This is a genomic window from Paenibacillus sp. LRG-1 (assembly GCF_057220305.1).
This window is the reverse complement of sequence record NZ_CM170126.1, coordinates 4,705,179-4,725,255: the sequence shown is the minus strand read 5'-3', so window position 1 is coordinate 4,725,255 and position 20,077 is coordinate 4,705,179. Positions and strand designations below refer to the sequence as shown.

At 48.7% G+C, this 20,077-nt stretch carries 21 protein-coding genes and 1 pseudogene; 13 read left to right on the top strand and 9 right to left on the bottom strand.

What is annotated here, in order from left to right; all coding sequences use genetic code 11:
• The first annotated feature begins 4 nt into the window (after window positions 1–4).
• The 9 genes from ACUUJN_RS20875 (at window position 5) to ACUUJN_RS20835 (ending at window position 9,386) form a co-directional block, all read left to right on the top strand.
• Window positions 5–250, top strand: coding sequence for an acyl carrier protein (locus tag ACUUJN_RS20875; protein ID WP_023990061.1), 246 nt, complete (start codon window positions 5–7; stop codon window positions 248–250).
• A 37-nt stretch (window positions 251–287) separates the two neighbouring features.
• Window positions 288–1,373 carry a hypothetical protein gene (locus ACUUJN_RS20870; RefSeq protein ID WP_254348673.1) on the top strand — a complete coding sequence of 362 codons (1,086 nt, stop codon included), beginning with the start codon at window positions 288–290 and terminating at the stop codon, window positions 1,371–1,373.
• Window positions 1,374–1,442: 69 nt separating this feature from the next.
• Window positions 1,443–2,435: an ABC transporter ATP-binding protein gene (locus tag ACUUJN_RS20865; RefSeq protein WP_068941768.1), complete on the top strand. Its 993-nt coding sequence runs from the start codon at window positions 1,443–1,445 to the stop codon at window positions 2,433–2,435.
• Window positions 2,425–3,231, top strand: a complete 807-nt coding sequence (locus ACUUJN_RS20860) for an ABC transporter permease (RefSeq protein ID WP_028541504.1) — start codon at window positions 2,425–2,427, stop codon at window positions 3,229–3,231. Before ACUUJN_RS20865 ends, ACUUJN_RS20860 begins: the two co-directional genes overlap by 11 nt.
• Window position 3,232: 1 nt before the next feature.
• Window positions 3,233–4,045, top strand: coding sequence for an ABC transporter permease (locus tag ACUUJN_RS20855; protein ID WP_023990058.1), 813 nt, complete (start codon window positions 3,233–3,235; stop codon window positions 4,043–4,045).
• A gap of 49 nt (window positions 4,046–4,094) precedes the next feature.
• Window positions 4,095–5,627: a hypothetical protein gene (locus tag ACUUJN_RS20850; protein WP_484668884.1), complete on the top strand. Its 1,533-nt coding sequence runs from the start codon at window positions 4,095–4,097 to the stop codon at window positions 5,625–5,627.
• 17 nt (window positions 5,628–5,644) lie between these two features.
• Window positions 5,645–6,805 carry a UDP-glucuronosyltransferase gene (locus tag ACUUJN_RS20845; protein ID WP_484668883.1) on the top strand — a complete coding sequence of 387 codons (1,161 nt, stop codon included), beginning with the start codon at window positions 5,645–5,647 and terminating at the stop codon, window positions 6,803–6,805.
• Window positions 6,802–7,890, top strand: a complete 1,089-nt coding sequence (locus ACUUJN_RS20840) for a Gfo/Idh/MocA family protein (protein ID WP_053326008.1) — start codon at window positions 6,802–6,804, stop codon at window positions 7,888–7,890. The genes ACUUJN_RS20845 and ACUUJN_RS20840 overlap by 4 nt, the downstream gene beginning before the upstream one ends.
• 83 nt (window positions 7,891–7,973) lie before the next feature.
• Complete coding sequence (locus tag ACUUJN_RS20835) at window positions 7,974–9,386, top strand: type III PLP-dependent enzyme domain-containing protein (RefSeq protein WP_053326007.1); 1,413 nt, start codon at window positions 7,974–7,976, stop codon at window positions 9,384–9,386.
• A 90-nt stretch (window positions 9,387–9,476) separates the two neighbouring features.
• On the opposite strand, the gene ACUUJN_RS20830 is transcribed toward ACUUJN_RS20835, so the two are convergent.
• The 3 genes from ACUUJN_RS20830 to efeO are packed head-to-tail and all read right to left on the bottom strand — an operon-like array spanning window position 9,477 to window position 13,578.
• Complete coding sequence (locus ACUUJN_RS20830; protein WP_340959541.1) at window positions 9,477–11,306, bottom strand: FTR1 family iron permease; 1,830 nt, start codon at window positions 11,304–11,306, stop codon at window positions 9,477–9,479.
• A 24-nt stretch (window positions 11,307–11,330) separates the two neighbouring features.
• Window positions 11,331–12,695, bottom strand: coding sequence for an iron uptake transporter deferrochelatase/peroxidase subunit (gene efeB / locus ACUUJN_RS20825; protein WP_484668882.1), 1,365 nt, complete (start codon window positions 12,693–12,695; stop codon window positions 11,331–11,333).
• A gap of 4 nt (window positions 12,696–12,699) precedes the next feature.
• Window positions 12,700–13,578 (bottom strand): iron uptake system protein EfeO, encoded by an 879-nt coding sequence (efeO, locus tag ACUUJN_RS20820; RefSeq protein ID WP_484668881.1) that lies wholly within the window; start codon window positions 13,576–13,578, stop codon window positions 12,700–12,702.
• A gap of 305 nt (window positions 13,579–13,883) precedes the next feature.
• On the opposite strand from efeO, the gene ACUUJN_RS20815 reads away from it, so the two are divergent.
• Entirely contained in the window at window positions 13,884–14,111 is a 228-nt protein-coding gene (locus ACUUJN_RS20815; protein WP_007431813.1) for a helix-turn-helix domain-containing protein, read from the top strand.
• A gap of 216 nt (window positions 14,112–14,327) precedes the next feature.
• Here the strand turns inward: ACUUJN_RS20815 and ACUUJN_RS20810 are convergent, their stop codons facing one another.
• From ACUUJN_RS20810 to ACUUJN_RS20800, 3 genes are all read right to left on the bottom strand, one after another.
• Entirely contained in the window at window positions 14,328–14,576 is a 249-nt protein-coding gene (locus tag ACUUJN_RS20810) for a hypothetical protein (protein ID WP_075154672.1), read from the bottom strand.
• 128 nt (window positions 14,577–14,704) lie between these two features.
• Complete coding sequence (locus tag ACUUJN_RS20805) at window positions 14,705–15,106, bottom strand: retropepsin-like aspartic protease (RefSeq protein ID WP_068941752.1); 402 nt, start codon at window positions 15,104–15,106, stop codon at window positions 14,705–14,707.
• On the bottom strand, window positions 15,103–15,363 hold the full coding sequence (locus tag ACUUJN_RS20800; protein WP_068941750.1) for a hypothetical protein: 261 nt from the start codon (window positions 15,361–15,363) through the stop codon (window positions 15,103–15,105). Before ACUUJN_RS20800 ends, ACUUJN_RS20805 begins: the two co-directional genes overlap by 4 nt.
• Window positions 15,364–15,854: 491 nt before the next feature.
• Between ACUUJN_RS20800 and ACUUJN_RS20795 the strand changes: the two genes are divergently transcribed.
• The 3 genes from ACUUJN_RS20795 (at window position 15,855) to ACUUJN_RS20785 (ending at window position 17,512) form a co-directional block, all read left to right on the top strand.
• The gene (locus tag ACUUJN_RS20795; protein WP_023990049.1) at window positions 15,855–16,337 is read left to right on the top strand and encodes a hypothetical protein; all 483 of its coding nucleotides are present in this window, start codon (window positions 15,855–15,857) and stop codon (window positions 16,335–16,337) included.
• Between the two features lie 141 nt (window positions 16,338–16,478).
• Window positions 16,479–16,970, top strand: coding sequence for a hypothetical protein (locus ACUUJN_RS20790; RefSeq protein ID WP_013311697.1), 492 nt, complete (start codon window positions 16,479–16,481; stop codon window positions 16,968–16,970).
• A 155-nt stretch (window positions 16,971–17,125) separates the two neighbouring features.
• On the top strand, window positions 17,126–17,512 hold the full coding sequence (locus ACUUJN_RS20785; protein WP_202404018.1) for a hypothetical protein: 387 nt from the start codon (window positions 17,126–17,128) through the stop codon (window positions 17,510–17,512).
• 75 nt (window positions 17,513–17,587) lie between these two features.
• Here the strand turns inward: ACUUJN_RS20785 and ACUUJN_RS20780 are convergent, their stop codons facing one another.
• The 3 genes and pseudogenes from ACUUJN_RS20780 to ACUUJN_RS20770 form a co-directional block, all read right to left on the bottom strand.
• Window positions 17,588–18,202, bottom strand: coding sequence for a methyltransferase domain-containing protein (locus ACUUJN_RS20780; protein ID WP_226887829.1), 615 nt, complete (start codon window positions 18,200–18,202; stop codon window positions 17,588–17,590).
• 123 nt (window positions 18,203–18,325) lie between these two features.
• A pseudogene (locus tag ACUUJN_RS20775) lies at window positions 18,326–18,457 on the bottom strand (putative RNA methyltransferase); the annotation flags it as partial.
• A gap of 244 nt (window positions 18,458–18,701) precedes the next feature.
• The gene (locus ACUUJN_RS20770; RefSeq protein ID WP_023990045.1) at window positions 18,702–20,057 is read right to left on the bottom strand and encodes a dipeptidase; all 1,356 of its coding nucleotides are present in this window, start codon (window positions 20,055–20,057) and stop codon (window positions 18,702–18,704) included.
• Window positions 20,058–20,077: the final 20 nt, after the last annotated feature.

The following is a 20,077-nucleotide window of genomic DNA, read 5'->3' as shown; positions in this document are numbered from 1 at the left end:
AAAAATGAAAACAGATGTATACCATGTAGTACCCTTGCTGGAAAAGATTTTGAAACTGGCTCCGGGAGAACTGGAACAGTTGACTCCGGATCAGGATCTGCGAACCTTGGGGCTGAATTCCTTATCCGCTGTGGAATTAATTGTAGAGTTGGAAAATGAGCTTGATATTACGATGGAGGACGACGATCTAGTGCTGGAGCATCTATCTACACTGCAAGGCATCGAGCGTCTGCTGGGCAAATATGCATAAGGGCGCTGAAAAGACAAGGTTGATGCAGGAATCCGATATGGAGACTCGTCATGATTCCGTTGTGGACTATGGTGCAGAAGAAGTCGCAAACGCTCTTCCAGGGAAACATTGTGTATATTCTTCCCTGCGTACCTCATTGCGGAGGTACGGGGTGAACATGGCCGAATCCGAGCTATTCATGCTGTGTGGAAGTATGTGCGCAGAGTACGGTGGAGATTTGAAGCGCTTCGGACCTGAGAAATATCCGGAGCAGCTTCAAGAAATGGCAGCCAGTGGTGGACCTGTTATTCGGGTGGAACCGTGGGTCGCTGGTGTCAGCGATGAAACCAACCTGTTGCAGGTACTCACATCGGGCTACGGTACCATGCTGCATACGTCGAGCACCGCTTTAACCTATCACGATGTATATGTGAAAAATTACCCAAGGGGCCACGTGATTGAGTTGTGCGGGTTGGACTTGCAAGAACGGACAGCACAGGTGAATGACAGCTTCCTGCTCGATTCCTCGGGACATGCCATGACTTATGTGGGCTCAGCCCGGCTCGACGATCTGATGCAGGGCATTATTGAGTATGCATGGCTGGTGGAGCAGCCTGCCCCGCTTTCGCCAAGTGAGATGCATGCTGCGTGTGCTCATCATATTCGACAGTATTTGACTGGACACGAAGCCATCTGGAGAGGCGTACCTACGTCTAATGAGTCGGAAAGTCAAACGGGGAAAGCTGTGACAGGCAAGCAGGTCAAGCGGGGAGATGAGGGGTACCGGGCATTTGTCGGTGACTTCCATCTGTTGGCAGACATGGAGGATCAGGATTTTCGGACGTACTGTCATGAAATCTATTACAATCTGCGATTGGGCAGTGCCCTTCATTTGACGGATTATACAGCTGATTATTGCCTGCTGCATCAAGCTACGCTGGGACCACAAACACAGCATGTAATTGAATTGGCACAGGCGCTGTACGCGGATTGGCACAAGCTTAATCTGCATATTTACAAAACAGGGCTTCAATTGCGCAAGCATCGGATGCCTGAAATTACGGAACGAGCTTTGCATTTAATTGAAAGACAGCGGCATATGCTGGAGGAACTGATGATTTTAGCAGAGAAAGCAGCCGAGTAGTCCAAGCATTCGGCCGTATAAGAAACGTTCATCAGGTGTCCTGCACAGAGGAAAGAGGAGGGGAATTGATTGCCGTCCATTACATTAAAGCAATTGTCGAAAACATTTACGTACTACAAAAAGGAGCCGGGCGTGCGCAAATCGTTACAAAACTTGTTCAGGCGTGAGCAGCTGACCAAAGAGGCTGTGCAAAATGTCAGCTTTAGCATTGAGGAAGGCGAAATTGTCGGATTTCTCGGTCCAAACGGGGCGGGCAAAACAACGACGCTCAAAATGCTGTCTGGCATTCTCCATCCCACGGACGGGGAGGCATCGGTACTTGGCTTTACCCCGTGGAAACGACAAAAAGAGTTTAAACGTCAGTTTTCCATTGTAATGGGACAGAAAAACCAGCTCTGGTGGGATTTGCCTGCAAGCGAGTCATTCGAGCTGAACAAGCTTATCTATGAAATCGATGAAAACCGTTATAAAGAGGCACTAGAAGAACTGGTCACCCTGCTTGGGGTGGAGGAGCAGCTTCATGTGCAGGTTCGGCGGCTGTCTCTCGGCGAGCGTATGAAAATGGAACTGATCGCCGCGCTGCTGCATCGTCCACGGGTCATTTTGCTGGATGAGCCGACCATCGGACTGGACCTTGTTTCTCAGCGGCGGATTCGAGAGTTTTTCAAAGCCTATAACCGCACGCACCGGACAACCATCCTGCTGACAAGCCACTACATGAAGGATATTGAGGATTTGTGCAGTAGATCCATCATTATCAGCGGGGGCAGATTGGTCTATGACGGAGACTTACACAAGGTGAATGAGGTCATCGGTGCCCGTAAATTACTCAAGGTTCGACTGGAGACCCCCGTATCCAGCCTAACGTTGGCGAGCCTCGGCAAACTTCGCTCCAACTCGGAGCTGGAGGCGGTATTTGAGCTGGATGCAGAAGATACCTTGGCTTGGTCCAAAAAGATTTTGGACGCACTGCCTGTCGTTGATTTTACGATTGAGGACGTCCCGCTGGAAGAGGGGATAGCCAATTTGTACGATGGGGGCAGGCTGGCCGATGCGAAATAACAAATATGTGAAGGTACTCCAGCTTGGTATGCAAAACGAAATGGAGTATCGGGCTAATTATTGGCTCCAAATGGCGGGATTTATGCTGCCGATCATGACGCAAATTTTTCTCTGGCTAGCTGTATTTGGTTCTTCGGGACAAGCAAGAGTGCTGGGCTATTCTTTGCCAGAAATGCTGGTGTATGTGGTCATGGCGGGAGTAACTGGAAAACTGATTGCTACGGGCTTTGAATACGAAATTGCTACAGATATCAAGGAAGGTGGACTGGCAAAATTCATGGTACAGCCTGTGCATTATTTTGCTTACCGTTTTTGCCGGTTTATCGGAGGCAAAGTCATACAGTCTGCGGTCGTGCTGCTGGCGGCTGCTATTTTGCTGTTATGTCTTAGCCTGGAAGGACAAATCAGCTTCGGGCTATCGTACATCCTGCTTTACATATTGGCGTTGCCAGGAGCGCTTGTGCTTAATTTTGTGGTCTATTATGCGCTGAGCGGCATAGCCTTTTGGGTGACGGAATCGGCGGGACTATTTTATACGCTGTCGCTTGTCATTTACGTAGCTAGCGGTACCGTGTTTCCGCTGACGATTTTTGGAGATGTTTTGGCCCGTCTGTTCAGTCTGCTACCGTTCAGCTACACCGTATTTTTTCCGGTGAATGCGTTGACGGGCAAGCTGACTGTGCTGGAAGCCGCTAAAGGCATTGGCGTGCAATGGCTCTGGATTGTAGTGCTGGCGGCCCTATCACGCTGGGTGTGGCAAGCCGGGGTCAAACGCTTTGTCTCGGTGGGGGGTTAACATGAAAAATGTTTTCCGAAACGTTAGGCGCTACATCAGACTGTACTGGAAGTTTGTCCAGTTTTCCGTCATGTCGCAGATGGAATACCGCATTAATTTTATAACTGCATTTCTGGTTGAAACGGCTTATTTGCTCATCAAGCTGCTGTACGCATCGGTTCCATACCGCGCTGGGACGGATATTAATGGCTGGTCTCCTGACGCCATATTGTTATATATCGGCGTGTTTACGATGATGAGCGGATTTTATAGTGGATTGTTCTACAGTAATTTTACAAGCCTGCCTGACAAAATTCGTACCGGCTCACTGGACGTGCTCATGACTAAACCCGTATCGCTGCAATTTATGGTAACACTGCGTCAATTTGAATTGGGCTATACCGTGCCGAATGTAATTGGCGGCGGAATTATGACAGGGGTCGGCTGGCAACGACTCGGATTGCCGTTTAATTTTGAAACTGTAGGAGGGTTCTCTGTGCTGCTTGGATGCGGGGTGCTTACGGCATACTCCGTATTTTTGCTCCCTCAACTGCTAGCCTTCTGGATCATCCGCACGAACGGCGTTACGGAGCTGTCCAACAGCATTTTCGAGACAAACTATGTGCCGATGGCCGTGTACAGTAATCTGATTCAGCGTATCGGTTTGTTCGTGCTTCCGGTGTTTGTCATTTGTAATTTTCCGCCCATGTTCATTCTCGGCAAAATGGAAACCGGGTTAGTGGTATGGGCATTTCTCGCACCTCTCTGGCTGTTGGCGATCATCCGCCTGATATGGCAGTTTGCTCTACGTGATTATACGAGCGCGAGCCAGTAGCGCTACCGTGTAGTAGGCCAATAATGAAGCAGGAAAGGAAGCGAATCATATGAATGCGATACCGAATCAGCGTCATTTGTATATGGGAACGTTCGAAGCGGAGGTTTACTGGCGGGATGCCCAGTTAGCTTCCTTGCCAGCCCTGCCTGACCGGGCTTCTTCTGCGATTGTAGCAGCGATGGATGAACTGCTGTTCAGCTTTTGCCAGCCGGGAGATGCGTTATTGACCCGTTATGCCATTTCGCCCGTACATCGTCAGTATATCGCGCAGTTGGGCTTTCATCCGGCTGTCAACGAACGGGACTTGACCGATGGCATGGAGCGTGCAGGCAACGTGTCGACCGCATCAGTATTTGAACTGCTGGGCAGTCGCAAGGCCGATGCCGGAGAGGGGTTTCCTCAACTGGAAGGCTGTGTGCTTAGCCCGTTTGCGGGTTTACCGCATGTGGAGGAGGCTGCACGTGCTTGGGGAATAACACTGCATCAGCCGCCGCTGGAAACGATTCGCAAGGTAAATGCCAAAACGTATTCCTCTGATCTGAAACGCAGCCTTGGTCTGCGCAACCCGGGCTATATTGTGACTTCGTTTGCAGATGTTGCTGAGGCGGGACGTAAGCTGCTACGGGATGGAAGCTTTTTAATCAAGGATGATTTTGGCGTATCGGGCAAAGGAAACCTGCACATTACCTCGACACAAATGCTGGACCGGATCGTATCGTATTTGCGTGGACAGGAGCGTAAAGGCAAACAGGTGCTTTTCCTTTTGGAGCCTTTTCTGGAGAAAGAGCAGGATTTTTCATGCCAATTTACGATTGGTGATGATGGAAGTGTCGATATCTTATCTGTACAATGGCTGGCTAACACTCAATTCTCCTATCGGGAATCCTTGTCGCCGGACGGGGCATTTTTGGAGCGGCTGGAGCGCGAGGGCTATTTTAGCTTGATGCAGGATGTGGGACGGCAATTGTATCAAGACGGTTATTATGGCGATGTTTGCATTGATTCCATGACACTTCGTGGTGGGAAGCTGGAGCCAATTATCGAAATTAATGCTAGAAAGTCGATGAGTTTGATCAAGCATCAGCTCGATACCTTTCTGGCCAGGAAAAATATGCGTGGCACGCTGACGAATTATTCGCTGTCCCATGATGGCAGTCTATCCTATGAAGAACTGCTGGAAGGACTGAAGGGTGAAGGATTGTTGTTCACAGGTGAACGTGAAGAAGGTGTCATGCCTCTGGGTGCCAATACATTATATGTGAACACAGGTGGACGAGATGGCGAGAACAAGATTGTAGGCCATACAAGCACGCCAAGCAGAAATGCAACCGGACGCGGAGGCAGATCATCTGCCAAGCAGGTTCGTGTGAGCGGGATTGGGGCCAGCGATGGCGTATCAGAAGGGAACGGCTTGGGTAAGCCGGACTTGAATGGTAAAAAAGAAACCGCTGGAAGCGAACGGGCACGAGGCAAGGGTCGTCTTTATTTGGAACTGGTTGCTGCGAGCGATGAGGAAAAAATGCGATTGACTACAAAGCTGGAGCGTTTTTTGGCAGAGCATCATTTTACAGTGCTGAATTAAACGGGAGGCGTATGAGCATGCGTAAGAATACGGATAAGCTTATGAAGGTAACGATTTTGTGTTCCGGTTTCGGATTGGGCTTTTATACCCCTGGCTTGTTGTTGCAAGCGGGTCTTCGCAGGCTGGGCGTGGATACGGCGATTCATGTATTTGAAAATGTGCTGCCAGAATCGGCCCGTCTCAAGGTCGACAAAAGCCGCAAAGCTTACCATGACAATTTTGCGGTGGCCTTAATGTCACAAAAGGTTCCGCAGGATATGCGTAATTCACTGGAGCTCGCAGCGATGGAAGTACTGCTGAACCAATGGATAGAGGAAGATCGGCGGTATTTTATATGCTTATCCGGTCATTGGATGTATGTACTGGAGGAGTATCGCAAGCGCAGAGAACCGAAGTCGGTGCATGTGGACATTGTGTATATGGATTCGACACCTTCTCCTTCCTGGAAAAATCTAGCCAAGCATAACCCACGTTTTGCGGATGGCTGTGGAGAAACGACCTTTTTTGAAAATGATAACAATAGAGTCAGCCACTATATTGATGTACCGGCCGTGGAGTATGTACCGTTTGAAGCACGGCAATCCCGCTTATTCGTACATGGCGGCGGTTGGGGGATGGGCACCTACCGCGACAAGGTTGGACGGTTGGAAGAAGCGGGCTGGGAGCTGGACCTGCTGTTGTATGATCAGGATCAACCGGATGAACAGCGGGACAGTATACGCTATTTTCAGATGGACCCGCAGTGGAGGACATGGCAGCGAAATGAAGCCGGAGAGCATACATTTCCACCTTTCGGAGAGGTGAAAAGAGGCGAGAAGACAGTGTATCAGGTTGGACCGGATTACCATAGCATGCTGGACCAAGCATGTCGTGTCCAGGCCATTGTCAGCAAGCCAGGTGGTGGCAGCCTAACCGATTCGTTCGCTACAGCTACTCCGCTCATTATGCTGGAGCCATTTGGTGTGCATGAGAAGCATAATGCGGATCTATGGGAACGGCTTGGACTGGGTATGCGGTACGATACGTGGATACAAACCTATGACGGCAGTGCTCAGATACTGGAGGATATGCATCGCAGGATCGTAGAGCTGCGCAGTCGAACGCCGCGTTATATAGAGTCCTATGTGAATAGCATCCAAATGCCAGCAAGCTCACTGGGAATGGAGCAGGGGTCATGAACGCTGCCGCGGCTGCGCAAGAACCTGCGATGCGAGATATTCGCTTTGGGATCATTGGCTGTTCTGCCATTGCTCCCCGTGCGTTACTGGAACCAATCCGACATGTTGCAGGGGCACGCGTGACCGCGCTTGCGAACCGCACGGTTGCCAAGGCAGGAGAAATGGCAGATCGTTTTGGCGTCAGTGTCATTTATCGGCATGCTGAGGATATGCTAAAGGACCCGGAGATCGACGCTGTATATATTGCGCTCAGCAACGACTTGCATGCCGAGTGGATTGGCAAAGCACTACGGGCTCATAAGCATGTGCTGGTGGAAAAACCGTTATGTCTGAATACGGCTGATCTGGCTCCCTTGGCAGCCACAGTCGAGCAGAGCAGCGCTTACCTGCTGGAGGGAGTCATGGTGCAGCACCATCCTTGGCAGCATGAGCTGCGGAGGATCGTAGAATCGGGGCGTTATGGTCGCTTATGCTCCATAGAGACGAGTCTATGCATTCCGGCAAAAGAAGGACATGCGGACAATTACAGATCTCGTCCGGAGCAGGGTGGGGGATGCTTTTGGGATCTGGGCGTGTACTGGCTACAGCTGCTTCAAGCCGTCGTTGGATTGGAGCAGGCTGAATTCCACAGTCAATCGGATTTTGATGGTCCTCATGGTTGTGACTGGACATTTCGTGCGCAAGCCCGTTATCCGAGCGGATTGAAGGCATCTGCCCTCTTTTCATTTGAGCGCCCTTATCACTGTGCTCATGTACTGACCTTTGATTCGGCAGTAGTCACTTTAAAGGACTGCTTTCGGGCAAATTTAGGTTTTTATAAAATGACACTCAAGACGGAAATAAAGAAGGATATCATGCCGAATATAACGGATGCGGACGCACTGCCTGTGTTATCACAGACATCCTCGCATACCAAAACGGTTTTCGAGCCTATGAACTATTATGTCAATCAGTTGAATACCTTTTGCAGCATCATCCGGGGAGAAGCGGAGCCCATTCCTTTTCGCGAGGCTGCTGAACGCGTCAGACTGCTGGCAGCCATTCATGAAGCAGCACGCTCGGGCGAGACGATCTATGCAGTATGAGTATGATTGTGTTTTCGAGCGGTGGGGAGCGAATGATGCAAAATACTGAGTATCAAGGCAAAGAGAAGAGGGGAATTCAGTAGATGGATAAAAAGGACGAAGCCTTACTGGAGCGTTTCGGCGAGCATCCGACGCCATTTTACTATTATGACGGGGATGCGCTGCATGCCCATGTCAGCTCGTTACTATCCCGATTGCACCCGGCCGTGCGTGTACATTATGCGCTCAAGGCTAATGGTAACGTAGCCTTGGCTGGGTTGCTGCGCTCGTTAGGTTGTGGTGTTGAGATTGCTTCGGCTGGAGAAATGTTCGTCGCTATGGAGGCCGGGTATGCTGCGGAAGACGTGCTGTACGCCGGACCGGGAAAAACAGTAGCCGAGCTGAACGAGGCGGTAGCCTGTGGAATCGGCTGTATTCATGTCGAATCGGTGAGGGAGCTGCGTCTGCTGGAGGACATTGCTGCCCAAGCGGGCCAGCTTGTCAGGGCAGCGGTTCGCATCAATCCCGATAACGACTTGTCTGGAGCAACGATTAAAATGGGCGGTGTTCCGCGCCCCTTTGGAGTGGATGAAGGGCAGCTGGATCACTTTTTTAAGGTGCTGGAAGATTGCCCGCACGTCAATTTTCAAGGTATTCAGGTATATACAGGTACGCAAATGTTGAAATCGGATCAGATTTTAGCTTCATTTGCGAATACGCTGCAGTTGGCAGAACGGGTACAGGCTCAGTATGGTGTGGCAATGCATACGGTCAATTTGGGCGGCGGGTTTGGTGTACCTTATTTTGCTCATGAGCAACCGCTCGATATGGATCACGTCATTGACGGACTGAATGCACTCGCGGAGCAGACCCGAACCCGCATGCCCGGGGTTAAGCTAATCATCGAAAGCGGTAGGTATCTGGTCGCTCAATCGGGCATGTATGTCTGCCGAGCATTGTATACAAAGGAATCCAAGGGGGAGAAGTTTGTCGTGGCTGATGGTGGCATGAATCACTACGCCGCAGCTACTTTTCGAGGACGCCGCATTAGGGACAACTACCCGGTGCGAATTATGCGCAGGCAAGCGGGAGAATTGAAAGAGCCCAAAGAACGAGAAGTGGAAGCAACCCTATGGATGGGGCAGAGAGACGCTTCTGCTCAAACGGCTGTGGCTGTCGAACAATCATTAGAAGAGGTTGCAAACCGAATAGGAGGGCCTCTGGAAGAGGCATCCATGGAGCTTGAGACGGTAAGCATTGTCGGTCCGCTTTGTACACCCGAGGATTGTATTGTGAAAAAAGCGCAGCTTCCTCCGATTCACGAGGGCGATTATATTGCCTTTCCGAATGCAGGTGCCTATGGATTAAGCTATAGCCCACTACAATTTTTAGGACATGCTACCCCGACGGAGCTGCTCGATTTTCGTGGGGAGGTGCATGTCATTCGTGAACACGGTGACCGCACAGACCTGCTGCATCATCAGCGCATGATTCCGTTGCCTGAGGATGTGCAGTAAGTATGTAAAAAAACGCCAAACTCATGGGAACCGATATAAATCGGACCTGTGATTTGGCGTTTTTTACATGATGAGTAGGGTAGCATCGACTTATTGTTGCTTGGAGCTGCGCATTTCCTGACGCACAAGCTGCCATACCATAAAGATCAGTACAGCGATTTGTGGGACAAATGTTTCCCAAGTTGGATACATTCCCAGCCAGCTAATGGACGGAAGCGAGGAGGCAGTGTGCCCCGGAAGCTTACCGGCCACCTGAAGCGAATGAATACTTTCGCCCAGGAATCGGAATACGAGATAGTAAATCAGTACAGTGGCAGTCAGGAAAAAGGCGCGAATTGGCAATCGTACACTGAATTTAATGATCGCAAACGCCAGAATGACCAGAATAATCGTCGCTGAGCCAATGCCGATCAGCAATTGTGAGGTTTCGATGGCTGGAGCCATACCGACATAAAAGATAGCTGTCTCGGCTCCTTCACGCAGAATTGCGAGCGCAGAAACCGCAAATAGCGACCACAGGCTTCCTCGTGCCAGCGCGTTGCCCACGCTGTTTTCCACAAAGCGGTTCCATGCGGCAGCGTTGGATTTGCTATGCAACCAGCTACCCACGGTCAGCATCAGCACGACCGCCACCAGCCCGGTGACACCTTCCAGCAGCTCACGCATGCTGCCTGATGCGGCAGCTGCCACCAGTGTGGTGAACAGCACTGCCAGAATTCCGCTCAGCACCAGCCCCGTTCCGGCTCCTGCCCATATCCAACGTCCAGCCACGGCTTCGCCGCTTTTTTTGGCATACGCCAGCAGAGCTGCGAGCACGAGGATGGCCTCCAGGCCCTCACGCAGCAAAATCAGCGCGGCATCCCACGCAGTGTAAGAACGTTCTTCCGTCAACGGACGGAGCCTGTTCAGCATCTGATCAAGAGTCTGAATGGCTTTGTCCGTATTCGGTGGAGAAGACAGCAGATATCCGGAAGTTTCGGTCATTTCATTTTCAATCGCAGTGTAAGACGTCGGATCGGAAATTTGTACATGTCCTTCGACGGAAGGCCACAGAGCGATAAACTGCACTACCTTATCAGCCGCTTGCTCTGATTGATTAGCTACAGCATCTTGGCGTGCGGATTCGAGCAAAGTGACTGCATCGGTCAGAGAAGCTACCGAACCATTTGCCGTTCCCGTAGCCGTATTGCCTGCATCTGTTCCTTGGCCTGTGTTCACAGACTTGCCCTGACTATAATCAGACAGCAGAGTCGTTAATTCCTGCATTTCCTTAAGAGCCTGTTCTTGGCGAATAGGCTCAGCTTGCATGGAGATGCGAATGAGACTGATTTTAGTTTCGAGCGAACTGTATACCGGAAAATTGTCCAAACGAATCGGTGTTTCTACCTGATACCAGGCTTTGACGATTCGATCGTAATCCACCCGGGCAGCAGCCCAATCGCCTTTTTGCATGGCGGCCAGACTGCCCTTCGCCATGGGAAGTAGTTTTTCCGCTGCTTTGGCTCCAGCCGGGGCTGGTTTGTCCCCTTCGGCAGCAGTGACGTACTCATTGACCGAGCGCGCCAGCACGGATAAGGCAGCTTTCGCTGGTTCCCCGCCGCCACTGGCGAGTGTCTGCTCCGCATCGGTGAGTGCTTGATCTACAGCCGCGATGTGAGCTGAATCTCCGCCATTCGTTTTGGCGGCCTCCCACAGCGTGCGGAATTCTTTCAGATCCTTGGAGGCTTCCGTCCATTGAGCTTGTCCCGCCTCCACCAGCGCTCCGCCCACCACAGGCATCAGCTGATCATTGGTGACAGCTTTGGCATCCGTTTGTGCAAAAGCGACCGACCCGGAGCCGGACATGAACGGAGTGACGGTCAGCAGCAGAGCTGTCACCAGCACAAACACCCATCCCAAGCTTTTATTGCGCCGATTCATATAAATCCCCTTCCTTGCCTGCTGCTAAAATAACGTATCCCCGATGTAGCCGCCTTGCGATACACCCGGGAAGCAGGCGAACACCGCACTGCCTTTGTGTACAATGTATTCGTTCAGCTTGTCATTGCGTGCAAGCTTCTCCTGAATATGAACGAACTGCTTGAACAGATCACGCTGGTAGCTGATGAACAGCAGCCCGGCATCCAACTGCCCTGTTTGCTTGTCCAATCCGCTTGAATACGAATAAGACCTCCGCAAAATATTAATGCTCCCGTCCCCATGAGCCAAAGCCACATGAGAGGTGGGAGGCGTAACTGGCTTGCCTTCCGGATTTTTGGCCGCCAGATCAAGCTTGTCGAACTCCTTGACCTTACCGAGTGGGGCCCCGCTGCTGCGATGGCGTCCAAAAGTATCCTCCTGGTCGCCCAATGTTGAGCGATCCCACACCTCTACCCGCATGCGTACACGGCGTACAGCCATATAGCTGCCGTCGTCCATCCATGCTGGTCCGTCACTGGTCTGTGTCCACACCAGCCGATTCATCTCGTCTGCCTTGGAGGTGTCCGGGTTCCCCGTACCGTCCTTGAAGCCCAGCAAATTGCGTGGTGTGCTTCCCGCAGGATCGGCCTGTGCTGTTCGCTGGAAGCCTTCCTGCGTCCAGCGAAGCACCGCCGTTCCTCTGGCGATACGCGCCAAATTACGCAGGGCATGGAAAGCTACCTGCAAGTCATTGGCACATACCTGCACTCCGATATCGCCGCCGCACCATTGCTCCTCCAGGGCATCCCCTTGAAAACGGGGCAGCTCACGGAACTCGGCAGGTTTAAGCCCTGCCAGGCCGTATCGTCCATCAAAAAAGGATGGGCCCACACCAAAGGTGATCGTCGTGCGGGATGGCGACAATCCTGCCGCCTCGCCCGTATCGGAAGGAGGGAGGTTGAGATTTTCATTATCGTTGCCAAGCAGCACGCCAGAAGTCATTGTAGCACTTGCTTCCGTCCAGGCTTTGAAAAGGTTGCGCACCTGTTCCTTGTCACTGGTTGTTAGATCGAAAGCAGCGAAGCAGATGAAATCCTGCGCCGGAGTCACAATACCTGCCTGATGCTTACCGTAAAAAGGGATTACATCTTTGGTATCCGCATCCGTCATCATGCTTTCGAGGCGTTGACCGGCTGACAGCACGGCTCCCACGCCCCCGCCGCCAAGCAGGAGGCCTAGTCCACCTACCCCGGCCAGCTTCAATAGGTCTCGGCGTGATACGGATTTGCTTTTTCCTGACGACTCATCTTCCACTAGCTTCGCATCCTTTTTTACCAGATCAGCCTGTTCATTATGGGATTCCGCATACTGCGGCTTTTCTTGCCCTTTTTGCCGCTTAAAGCCTTTCATATCATTACACTCCTAACAATTTCCCCATTTGGGACAACGGTTCTGCCAAGGCATCGAGGTTTTGGCTCAGCTTTTTAACTTCTTCCGGTTTCAGTTTTGTATACGATACATAGCCTTCTCCGTCTTTAAAAGGAGCCAACTCCTGCTGTAAGGCCGTAAAGCGCTCACCGATTTGTCTTTCCAATGCCGCATCTTTTTGGTTCAGATCTGTTTTCAAAATGTCATATATCTTTTGCGCGCCTTCTACATTGGCAGCAAAATCGTACAAATCCGTATGAGAATATCGCTCCTCTTCACCCGTCACCTTCGAGGTAGATACTTCATTCAACAACTCGACTGCACCCGTTACCATCAGGCTGGCGTCAATATTAACTGTTTCTACTTTGGCACGCAGCAGCTTGGCATCACTCAGCAGTCGGTCGGAAAACTCGTCCATTCCTTTGGTTGTGTTTTCTTCCCATAATGTTTTTTCAATACGGTGAAAGCCGCGCCAATCCGCTGCATCCACATCACCGTCACGTGCATCAATATTCGGGTCAAGATCACCCAGCGCTTCTGCAATCGGTTCAATCCGTTCATAGTACATACGTGCAGGGGCATATAGCGCCTTGGCTTTATCCAGTTCGCCAGCTTTGACCGCGTTCGTGAATTCTTCTGTCTTCTTCACAAATGTATCGCATTGCTCGATAGCATAGGTGCGGTAAGCTGTTACCGCTTGATCAAAATTGGGGGCAGAAGCGGCAGGAGTCGTTGTCTGTGTTGTGGCTCCTGCATCTTTGGTCGTTGCGGCAGGCTGCTGAGTAGCAGTTCCGGTTTGTCCGCAACCTGCGAACAGAATAGAAGAGACCAGCACTCCGGCCGGTACGGCATAACGTAGTTTCATAATCAATGAACACCCTTTCTGGCCAAACTGGCCCTAAACCATAGTCTGTTGTGCGATATCTATATCGAATTTTTATTTTGATAATGATTATCAGTCGCGGTTTTTCTTATCATAAGGCTGGCCCATATGCCTGTCAATACATAATTTAGACACAAAGTCCAACCCATCATTAAAACAGCAAGTAAGGTGCCTATGCCCATTTTTATCCGCATATTGAACCATACCCGAGCACATGACATAAAATGTGTTGACTGTATCCCTTAACCTTGTTACACCACACAAAACCCGAGCAAGGAGGGGTGAAATTGACGAAGGGTAACGACCACAAAAACAAGTTTTTGTTAACTCACCGTGAACGTGAAGTATTTGAACTGCTCGTGCAGGACAAAACAACACGTGACATCGCCGGACAGCTATTTATTAGCGAAAAAACGGTCCGAAACCATATTTCCAATGTGATGCAAAAATTGAACGTAAAAGGTCGTTCACAGGCGGTCGTAGAATTAATCAGGCTTGGCGAATTAAAAATCTGACCTCTCGTTCCTTGCGGGGTACAAAGTCTTCTCGATGATCCTTCGACAGTGAAGGGTGGTCGGGAAGGCTTTTGTTTTGTGGTATGTTAGCTGATCAAACCTAGTAAGTTTATTCTATATTTCAAATTGAGGAGAGAAGCTGGGAAATCTATTGTAAACGTAAAACAAGCGAGTGTCATAGCAATGGACATTCGCTTGTTTTGATCGTTTTTTAGTTTAGAAACGATAATCCTGAAGCTGTTCCTGGCAGTTATCTATTCTTGCTAGCTCTGATTTGGGATAGCCCAGTCGTTTTGTTTTATTACTGCACATCCAGCAGGAACAATGGATTTTTCCTTTGGAGAATACACCATCAAATTTGACGACCCATCCCCGGTGTGCTGAAAGCCGTTTTTTACGCTGAATAACACGTTTTCTGTGGTGCCTAAAATAAGCTCGATACCGATTTTTTTGATTAGGTTTCATTACCATCACGCTCCCTTGGGCAAAGGCTCAGCCCGCAGGAGAAACCAAGGGTATAAGTAATACTTCTACGGGCTGAGCATGATGGTAATCAGATTTAAAGGAAGAGACATGTGGCCACCTGCTTGGAATTATTTTAAAGGTGAAAGTGGGGAGTGGATGTTCATTAAATCAAAGTCAACAATTAATTTTGTTTTTAGCATAAAATCAATGCCTAATATGCCATCAAATCCATACGGCTCTTGAATAGAGCTTAGTTGAATTGGAAATGTATCTAATTGAATATGCCCGAGTTTTAGATGAGGAATTACCTGTTCGTAGCAAATTTCACTTGTGCCGCCCACCCCGTACATCCCCTTTGCTCTCCCGTTGATGAAATCAATGTGAATGCCGATTTGGGCTAGTAAATCCGTATCAAACACTGTTGCAGCGCACCCTGTATCGAACAATACGTTTGGTAATAGAGCAGTTTGGTTGTGATGTCTCAAAGTTAAGGAAACAATTGGCAAACCATTATGGAGGTTAATCTTCATGTACGCTGCCGTACTCCTGAGAAAAACTCTTCTACAACCTCGACATCGGATCGACTGGTATGGAACACATACAGTTCGCGTGACGGATACAGTTTGTGTAAATGTTTATACCCGCTCCAAGCATCTTTCGGGTTATCGTAATCCTGAATAACCGCCATGTCTTCAAGATTGCGCACGCGATTATTGGAACTGGCTTTTATAGCCTCAACCAACACAAATCGCCTCGGATGTGATTCGGCAATTTCTTCCCATTTCATCGACTTCACCTCGCTCTTTTTGCTTTATTTTATTATAACATAATCAGGGGGACGGCAAGGAAGCAGTAACCTCTACCATGTGGTCAGTCCCGTAACCCTTTTAAAAAGGATGAAGGCTTTTGTTTTACAGAATAACCGCTGAAATATGTGGGAATTTGCGTGTAAATGATGTACTATATATAGAAGGAAGAAACTACCATTAGAGATCATAGTGCAACTAACAGAAGTGATCAAAACATAAGACTGTACCACAAAGTTATACTAAGATAGAAATGCATCTGGTGATAGTCTAAGAATATAAATCCCTACAAAGCAGTATTCAGCATGACGACAGGATGGAAGATGGATCAGGTTTTGAGCTATACTTTTATATATAGGTGTTGAAGAAGAATCACAAGGCAGAAAAAGCTCATTGCTTCAGGTAGCAGGAAGTAGCTTTTGCCTAGAGCTACCTGTGGTATATTCTTGATCGGAGGTGAACGTTAAGACATATGACACCCAACCAACACTTGATGACTTATACGCTGAACAGCGGTATAAAGGGAACTGTCGACCTAACCAGTAAGCAGGTGCAGGAATGGATCAAAGCATATCGAATTGGCAGCAAGTTTGTAACGGTTGTGGGGAAACAGTATTTTGGTTTAAACCCTGAGTTGGTAGCAGATTTCAAGGTACATAATGAATACTCGGAGCAGCGAGAACACATATCCATAATACAGCCTGTAATGGAACGCAAAGCTGTAGAGCTGGACCCCCTGGTAGAGGCGTACAGCCAGTATAAAACATTAATTCAGGTAGAATGTAAATGTGGTGCTTCCTATATAGAAGAGTCACCGCATAAAAGAACCAAGTGGTCATGCAAGGAGTGTAATAACATTGTGTTCCTAGATCGTAAAAAGGGCATGGTGGATACGGATAAAGGCAAGGCGTGGTACATGACCAACAAATACTATGTGGAAAGACAAAGCAACTGACAGATTGTCAGTTGCTTTCTAGCCATACACTCACACCTCTTATGTGCTTACCGAGATATATTAAGTCTTTTGCCAAATAATAAAATTGATGTTTTTTGCGCTTTGTAGTACATTATCAAGTGTATTATAAGGAGGCTTCTCATGTACGGACATAGACAAGATGATACTTTATACATCATGACTTACACATTAAATAGTGGTATCAAGGGCACAGTGCCTTTGTCTAATCAACAGATACAGGAATGGCTTGAGTGTTACAGAATTGGCAAAAAATTCGTAACCGAGATCGGCAAAGAGTACTTTGGACTGCATGCGGAACTGGTGGCTGATTTTAAAGTTCATAATCAGTATTCAAGCTATCAGGAGGTTATTATCCCGATTCAACAGCCGGACACTGGCCTAAAAGAGTTGTCCCAGGCTTACAAATCAACAGAAACCTTAATTAAAGTAGATTGCAAATGTGGTACATCGTATGTAACAGAATCTCCCTTTAAGCGGACCAAGTGGTACTGCACCAAATGCCGGGAGATTGTTTTTCTCGACAACAAAAAGGGAATGGTGGATACCTCCAGAGGCAAGGCCCATTATATGACCAATAAGTATTTTGTGGAACGGGAAACAACTGGCGTATAAGCCGGTTGTTTTTTTGTTCGTAAGGTTTGTACATGTCCTGACTTTTCAAAGCCGATTGCGCTATAGTGAAAAAGGGGAAAGATAAATCTTGATATAACGATAGTCAGGTGGTGAACGTCATCCGGGAAGATCATACGAATGGTGCAAGAAACCGCATGAGCACGAACCATGTGTACATAAACGAAACGCTTCATTTGGAACAAATCATAAGTGACCTGCGGGTGATGGGCTATGTGGCTTTTCATCATCATCCGCAAATCACAGGTGAGATTGATGAGCTGGAGGCGTTAAAAAAGCAACTATTATCGTTTTTTCAACAGCATCATGTATTGTGGATTGAGCTTGATCCGCTAACGCAATATGTGGTGGTGAATAACATGGGGAAGGCAACGGTGCTCAAACTCATTGGTCGGAAAATGAACCCGCTACGGGATCTGAGAGCAAACGCTGCTTTGGCTGGACAGCCGCTGCATGAGTTGGATCGGGAGATAGAACGGCTCAATCGGCTAGCTCACCTGTTGCGCTACACCCGTTTTTCTTAAGCGACGGGACTAACGTAAAAAAAAAAGCATTCACGAAGCATGGATGGTTCCATGCTGTGAATGCTTTTTAGTATTCTATTTTTTACCGCATAAGATGAGCAAATCTACTGTGACATACGGTAAATTTATTTCCTGCACTTGCTGCCAGTCTGCTTCCGTAGCTCCCCACGATAAGGGAGTCATATGGAGCAAAGGTTTCATGAGGTCGGCATTTAACATAAAACGATAGGTTAACCGTTCGGCGGATAGAAGTTTAAAATGATCTTTAAATCGGCTTAATATATTGTCATTCGAATAAGCAGGCTTATTCTTTTTCTGTTCATACAAGCATCTCAATTCCCGAAGATAATATTGTTCGGGAATGACCTTCAGGACGCAGCCGTCCTCCGAAAGGATTCTTGTAAATTCAGCATAATTAGAAGGGGATAAAATATTGAATACACCGTCAAATTGTTGATTTGAAAACGGACAATGAGCCAGATCCGCAACACACCAGAGGGTATGAGGATATTCTTTGGCTGCGGCCACAATACCTTCTTTAGACAGATCCATACCTACGCTTGTAAGCTCAGTGATTCCCTTCCAGGTCAGCTTATCCTGAATGTGGCTCAAATGAGTGCCTTCCCCGCAACCTGCATCGAGCAAGTAAAGGTGTGATTTTTGATCAAACAGTGGCTTCATAAATTTCATTATAGTGCTGCTTATCGCTTCATTTAAGGGATCGAAAAATCCGTTATTGCACATCATTCTTCTGGAGGAAAATAGTTGTTTATCATATTTAGTCTTATAGGACCGGGCGGCTAAATGTAAATACCCGTATTTTGAGAGATCATAGCAATGCTGATTCGTACATAGGAGGCTTTTACCTTCCACCATACGCATCGGTTGAGAGCATAGAGGACACCTAAAGAGATGTTGATGCTTTCCAATTAGGTCAGCCTTCATCTCGTGTTTATTCCATTTGGACACAGAAAAGCACCCCGTTCATTCGTATTTGGTGAATGAAAAAAGGCACAGCCAAATAGACCCAACCCATTTTCGGAAAAATGGTTGAGTTTTCATGAACTGTACCTCACATTACCGTAAACGAATAAACTGAATAATCATATTATGTAGCGCTCCTCAAAAAAAAATAGAAAGGGCTTTCGCCCTCTCTATTGTAACTTAGTCATAAGAAGTTGTCATGTGCTTACACCGATTTCATAAACTCTACAATCGTCAGCAGACCCTTGTCAAAATTGTCCAAGTTAAAATGCTCGTTTGGCGCATGCAGGTTCTCATCTGGCAAGCCGAAGCCCATCAGCACGACTGGGGCAGTCAGCACACGGGAGAAGGTCTCCACGATTGGGATAGAGCCTCCATCCTTGGTAAAGAGGGCACGCACACCGTATACCTTCTCAAAAGCATCGGCCGCCGCTTGCAGAAACGCGTGTGACGGGTCGATGTTAAAGGCGTTCGCTTTTTCACCCTGTTGAATATCCAGGGTAGCTCCTGCCTGAACATGGGCGCGCAAATGGCGCTCGATTTTGTCCAGAATGTCTTGCGGATTCTGGTTAGCCACCAAGCGGCACGTGATTTTAGCATGAGCTTCTTTTGGAATGACCGTTTTCGTGCCTTCCCCTTGGAAGCCACCGTATACGCCGTTCAGCTCCAGTGTCGGACGTGCCCCAACACGCTCAACGAAGCTGAATCCTTCTTCGCCATAGAGAGAATCAAGTGCAAGATCTTGTTGCAGCTTGCTCTCATTGAAGCCTTGCTTCACGAATTCTTCTCTCATCTCTGCCGATAATGGAGCAACATCGTCGTAGAATCCTTCGACGCTTACGCCGCCTTTGTCGTCATGCAGGGTTGCCAGCAAGGACACCAGAGCATGCAGGGCATTCGGCACGCCGCCACCGAAAGAGCCGGAATGTAGATCTGTGTTCGCCGTGTGAATGGCGACTTCCAGTGAACATAGTCCACGCAAACCTGTGCAAATGGCAGGCTTCCCTTTTTCGATCAAGGAAGTGTCGGACACCAGTACAGCATCCGCGGCCAGACGTTCAGCTCCAGTTTGCAAAAACTCAAGCAAGTTCGGACTGGACACTTCTTCCTCACCTTCAACGCAGAATTTGATGTTCAGCGGCAATGTGCCTTCCTGCTTCAAAATGGCCTCAACTGCCTTAATGTGCAAGAAAACCTGCCCTTTATCATCTGTCGCTCCGCGCGCATACAATTTTCCATCACGGATGGATGGCTCAAACGGTGGCGTTTCCCACAGGTGAAGCGGGTCTACGGGTTGTACATCATAGTGTCCATACACGAGGATCGTTGGTTTACCAGGTGCGTGCAAATGATCCGCATATACCAGCGGGTGCCCTTTGGTTGGAATGATTTCAACGTTTTCCAGACCGGCAGCAGTCAGTTTGGCAGCGAGCCAATCAGCTGCTTGGTTAATGTCCTTTTTGTGCTCCGATAATGCTGAGATACTCGGAATGGACAACCACTCCTGTAACTCGCCCAGTTGTTGCTCTCTGGCTTTTTCAAAATAATCAGAATAACTCATATACTATGTATCCTCCTTTT

Coding starts and splice junctions, on each gene's coding strand:
- ACUUJN_RS20770 (WP_023990045.1), bottom strand. CDS start 20,057: ATGAGTTATTCTGATTATTTTGAAAAAGCCAGAGAGCAACAACTGGGC.
- ACUUJN_RS20840 (WP_053326008.1), top strand. CDS start 6,802: ATGAACGCTGCCGCGGCTGCGCAAGAACCTGCGATGCGAGATATTCGC.
- ACUUJN_RS20800 (WP_068941750.1), bottom strand. CDS start 15,363: ATGAAATGGGAAGAAATTGCCGAATCACATCCGAGGCGATTTGTGTTG.
- ACUUJN_RS20870 (WP_254348673.1), top strand. CDS start 288: ATGGAGACTCGTCATGATTCCGTTGTGGACTATGGTGCAGAAGAAGTC.
- ACUUJN_RS20860 (WP_028541504.1), top strand. CDS start 2,425: ATGCGAAATAACAAATATGTGAAGGTACTCCAGCTTGGTATGCAAAAC.
- ACUUJN_RS20855 (WP_023990058.1), top strand. CDS start 3,233: ATGAAAAATGTTTTCCGAAACGTTAGGCGCTACATCAGACTGTACTGG.
- ACUUJN_RS20785 (WP_202404018.1), top strand. CDS start 17,126: ATGAGCACGAACCATGTGTACATAAACGAAACGCTTCATTTGGAACAA.
- ACUUJN_RS20780 (WP_226887829.1), bottom strand. CDS start 18,202: ATGAAATTTATGAAGCCACTGTTTGATCAAAAATCACACCTTTACTTG.
- ACUUJN_RS20795 (WP_023990049.1), top strand. CDS start 15,855: ATGACACCCAACCAACACTTGATGACTTATACGCTGAACAGCGGTATA.
- ACUUJN_RS20835 (WP_053326007.1), top strand. CDS start 7,974: ATGGATAAAAAGGACGAAGCCTTACTGGAGCGTTTCGGCGAGCATCCG.
- ACUUJN_RS20850 (WP_484668884.1), top strand. CDS start 4,095: ATGAATGCGATACCGAATCAGCGTCATTTGTATATGGGAACGTTCGAA.
- ACUUJN_RS20810 (WP_075154672.1), bottom strand. CDS start 14,576: ATGAAACCTAATCAAAAAAATCGGTATCGAGCTTATTTTAGGCACCAC.
- ACUUJN_RS20790 (WP_013311697.1), top strand. CDS start 16,479: ATGTACGGACATAGACAAGATGATACTTTATACATCATGACTTACACA.
- ACUUJN_RS20845 (WP_484668883.1), top strand. CDS start 5,645: ATGCGTAAGAATACGGATAAGCTTATGAAGGTAACGATTTTGTGTTCC.
- ACUUJN_RS20875 (WP_023990061.1), top strand. CDS start 5: ATGAAAACAGATGTATACCATGTAGTACCCTTGCTGGAAAAGATTTTG.
- ACUUJN_RS20805 (WP_068941752.1), bottom strand. CDS start 15,106: ATGAAGATTAACCTCCATAATGGTTTGCCAATTGTTTCCTTAACTTTG.
- efeB (WP_484668882.1), bottom strand. CDS start 12,695: ATGAAAGGCTTTAAGCGGCAAAAAGGGCAAGAAAAGCCGCAGTATGCG.
- ACUUJN_RS20830 (WP_340959541.1), bottom strand. CDS start 11,306: ATGAATCGGCGCAATAAAAGCTTGGGATGGGTGTTTGTGCTGGTGACA.
- efeO (WP_484668881.1), bottom strand. CDS start 13,578: ATGAAACTACGTTATGCCGTACCGGCCGGAGTGCTGGTCTCTTCTATT.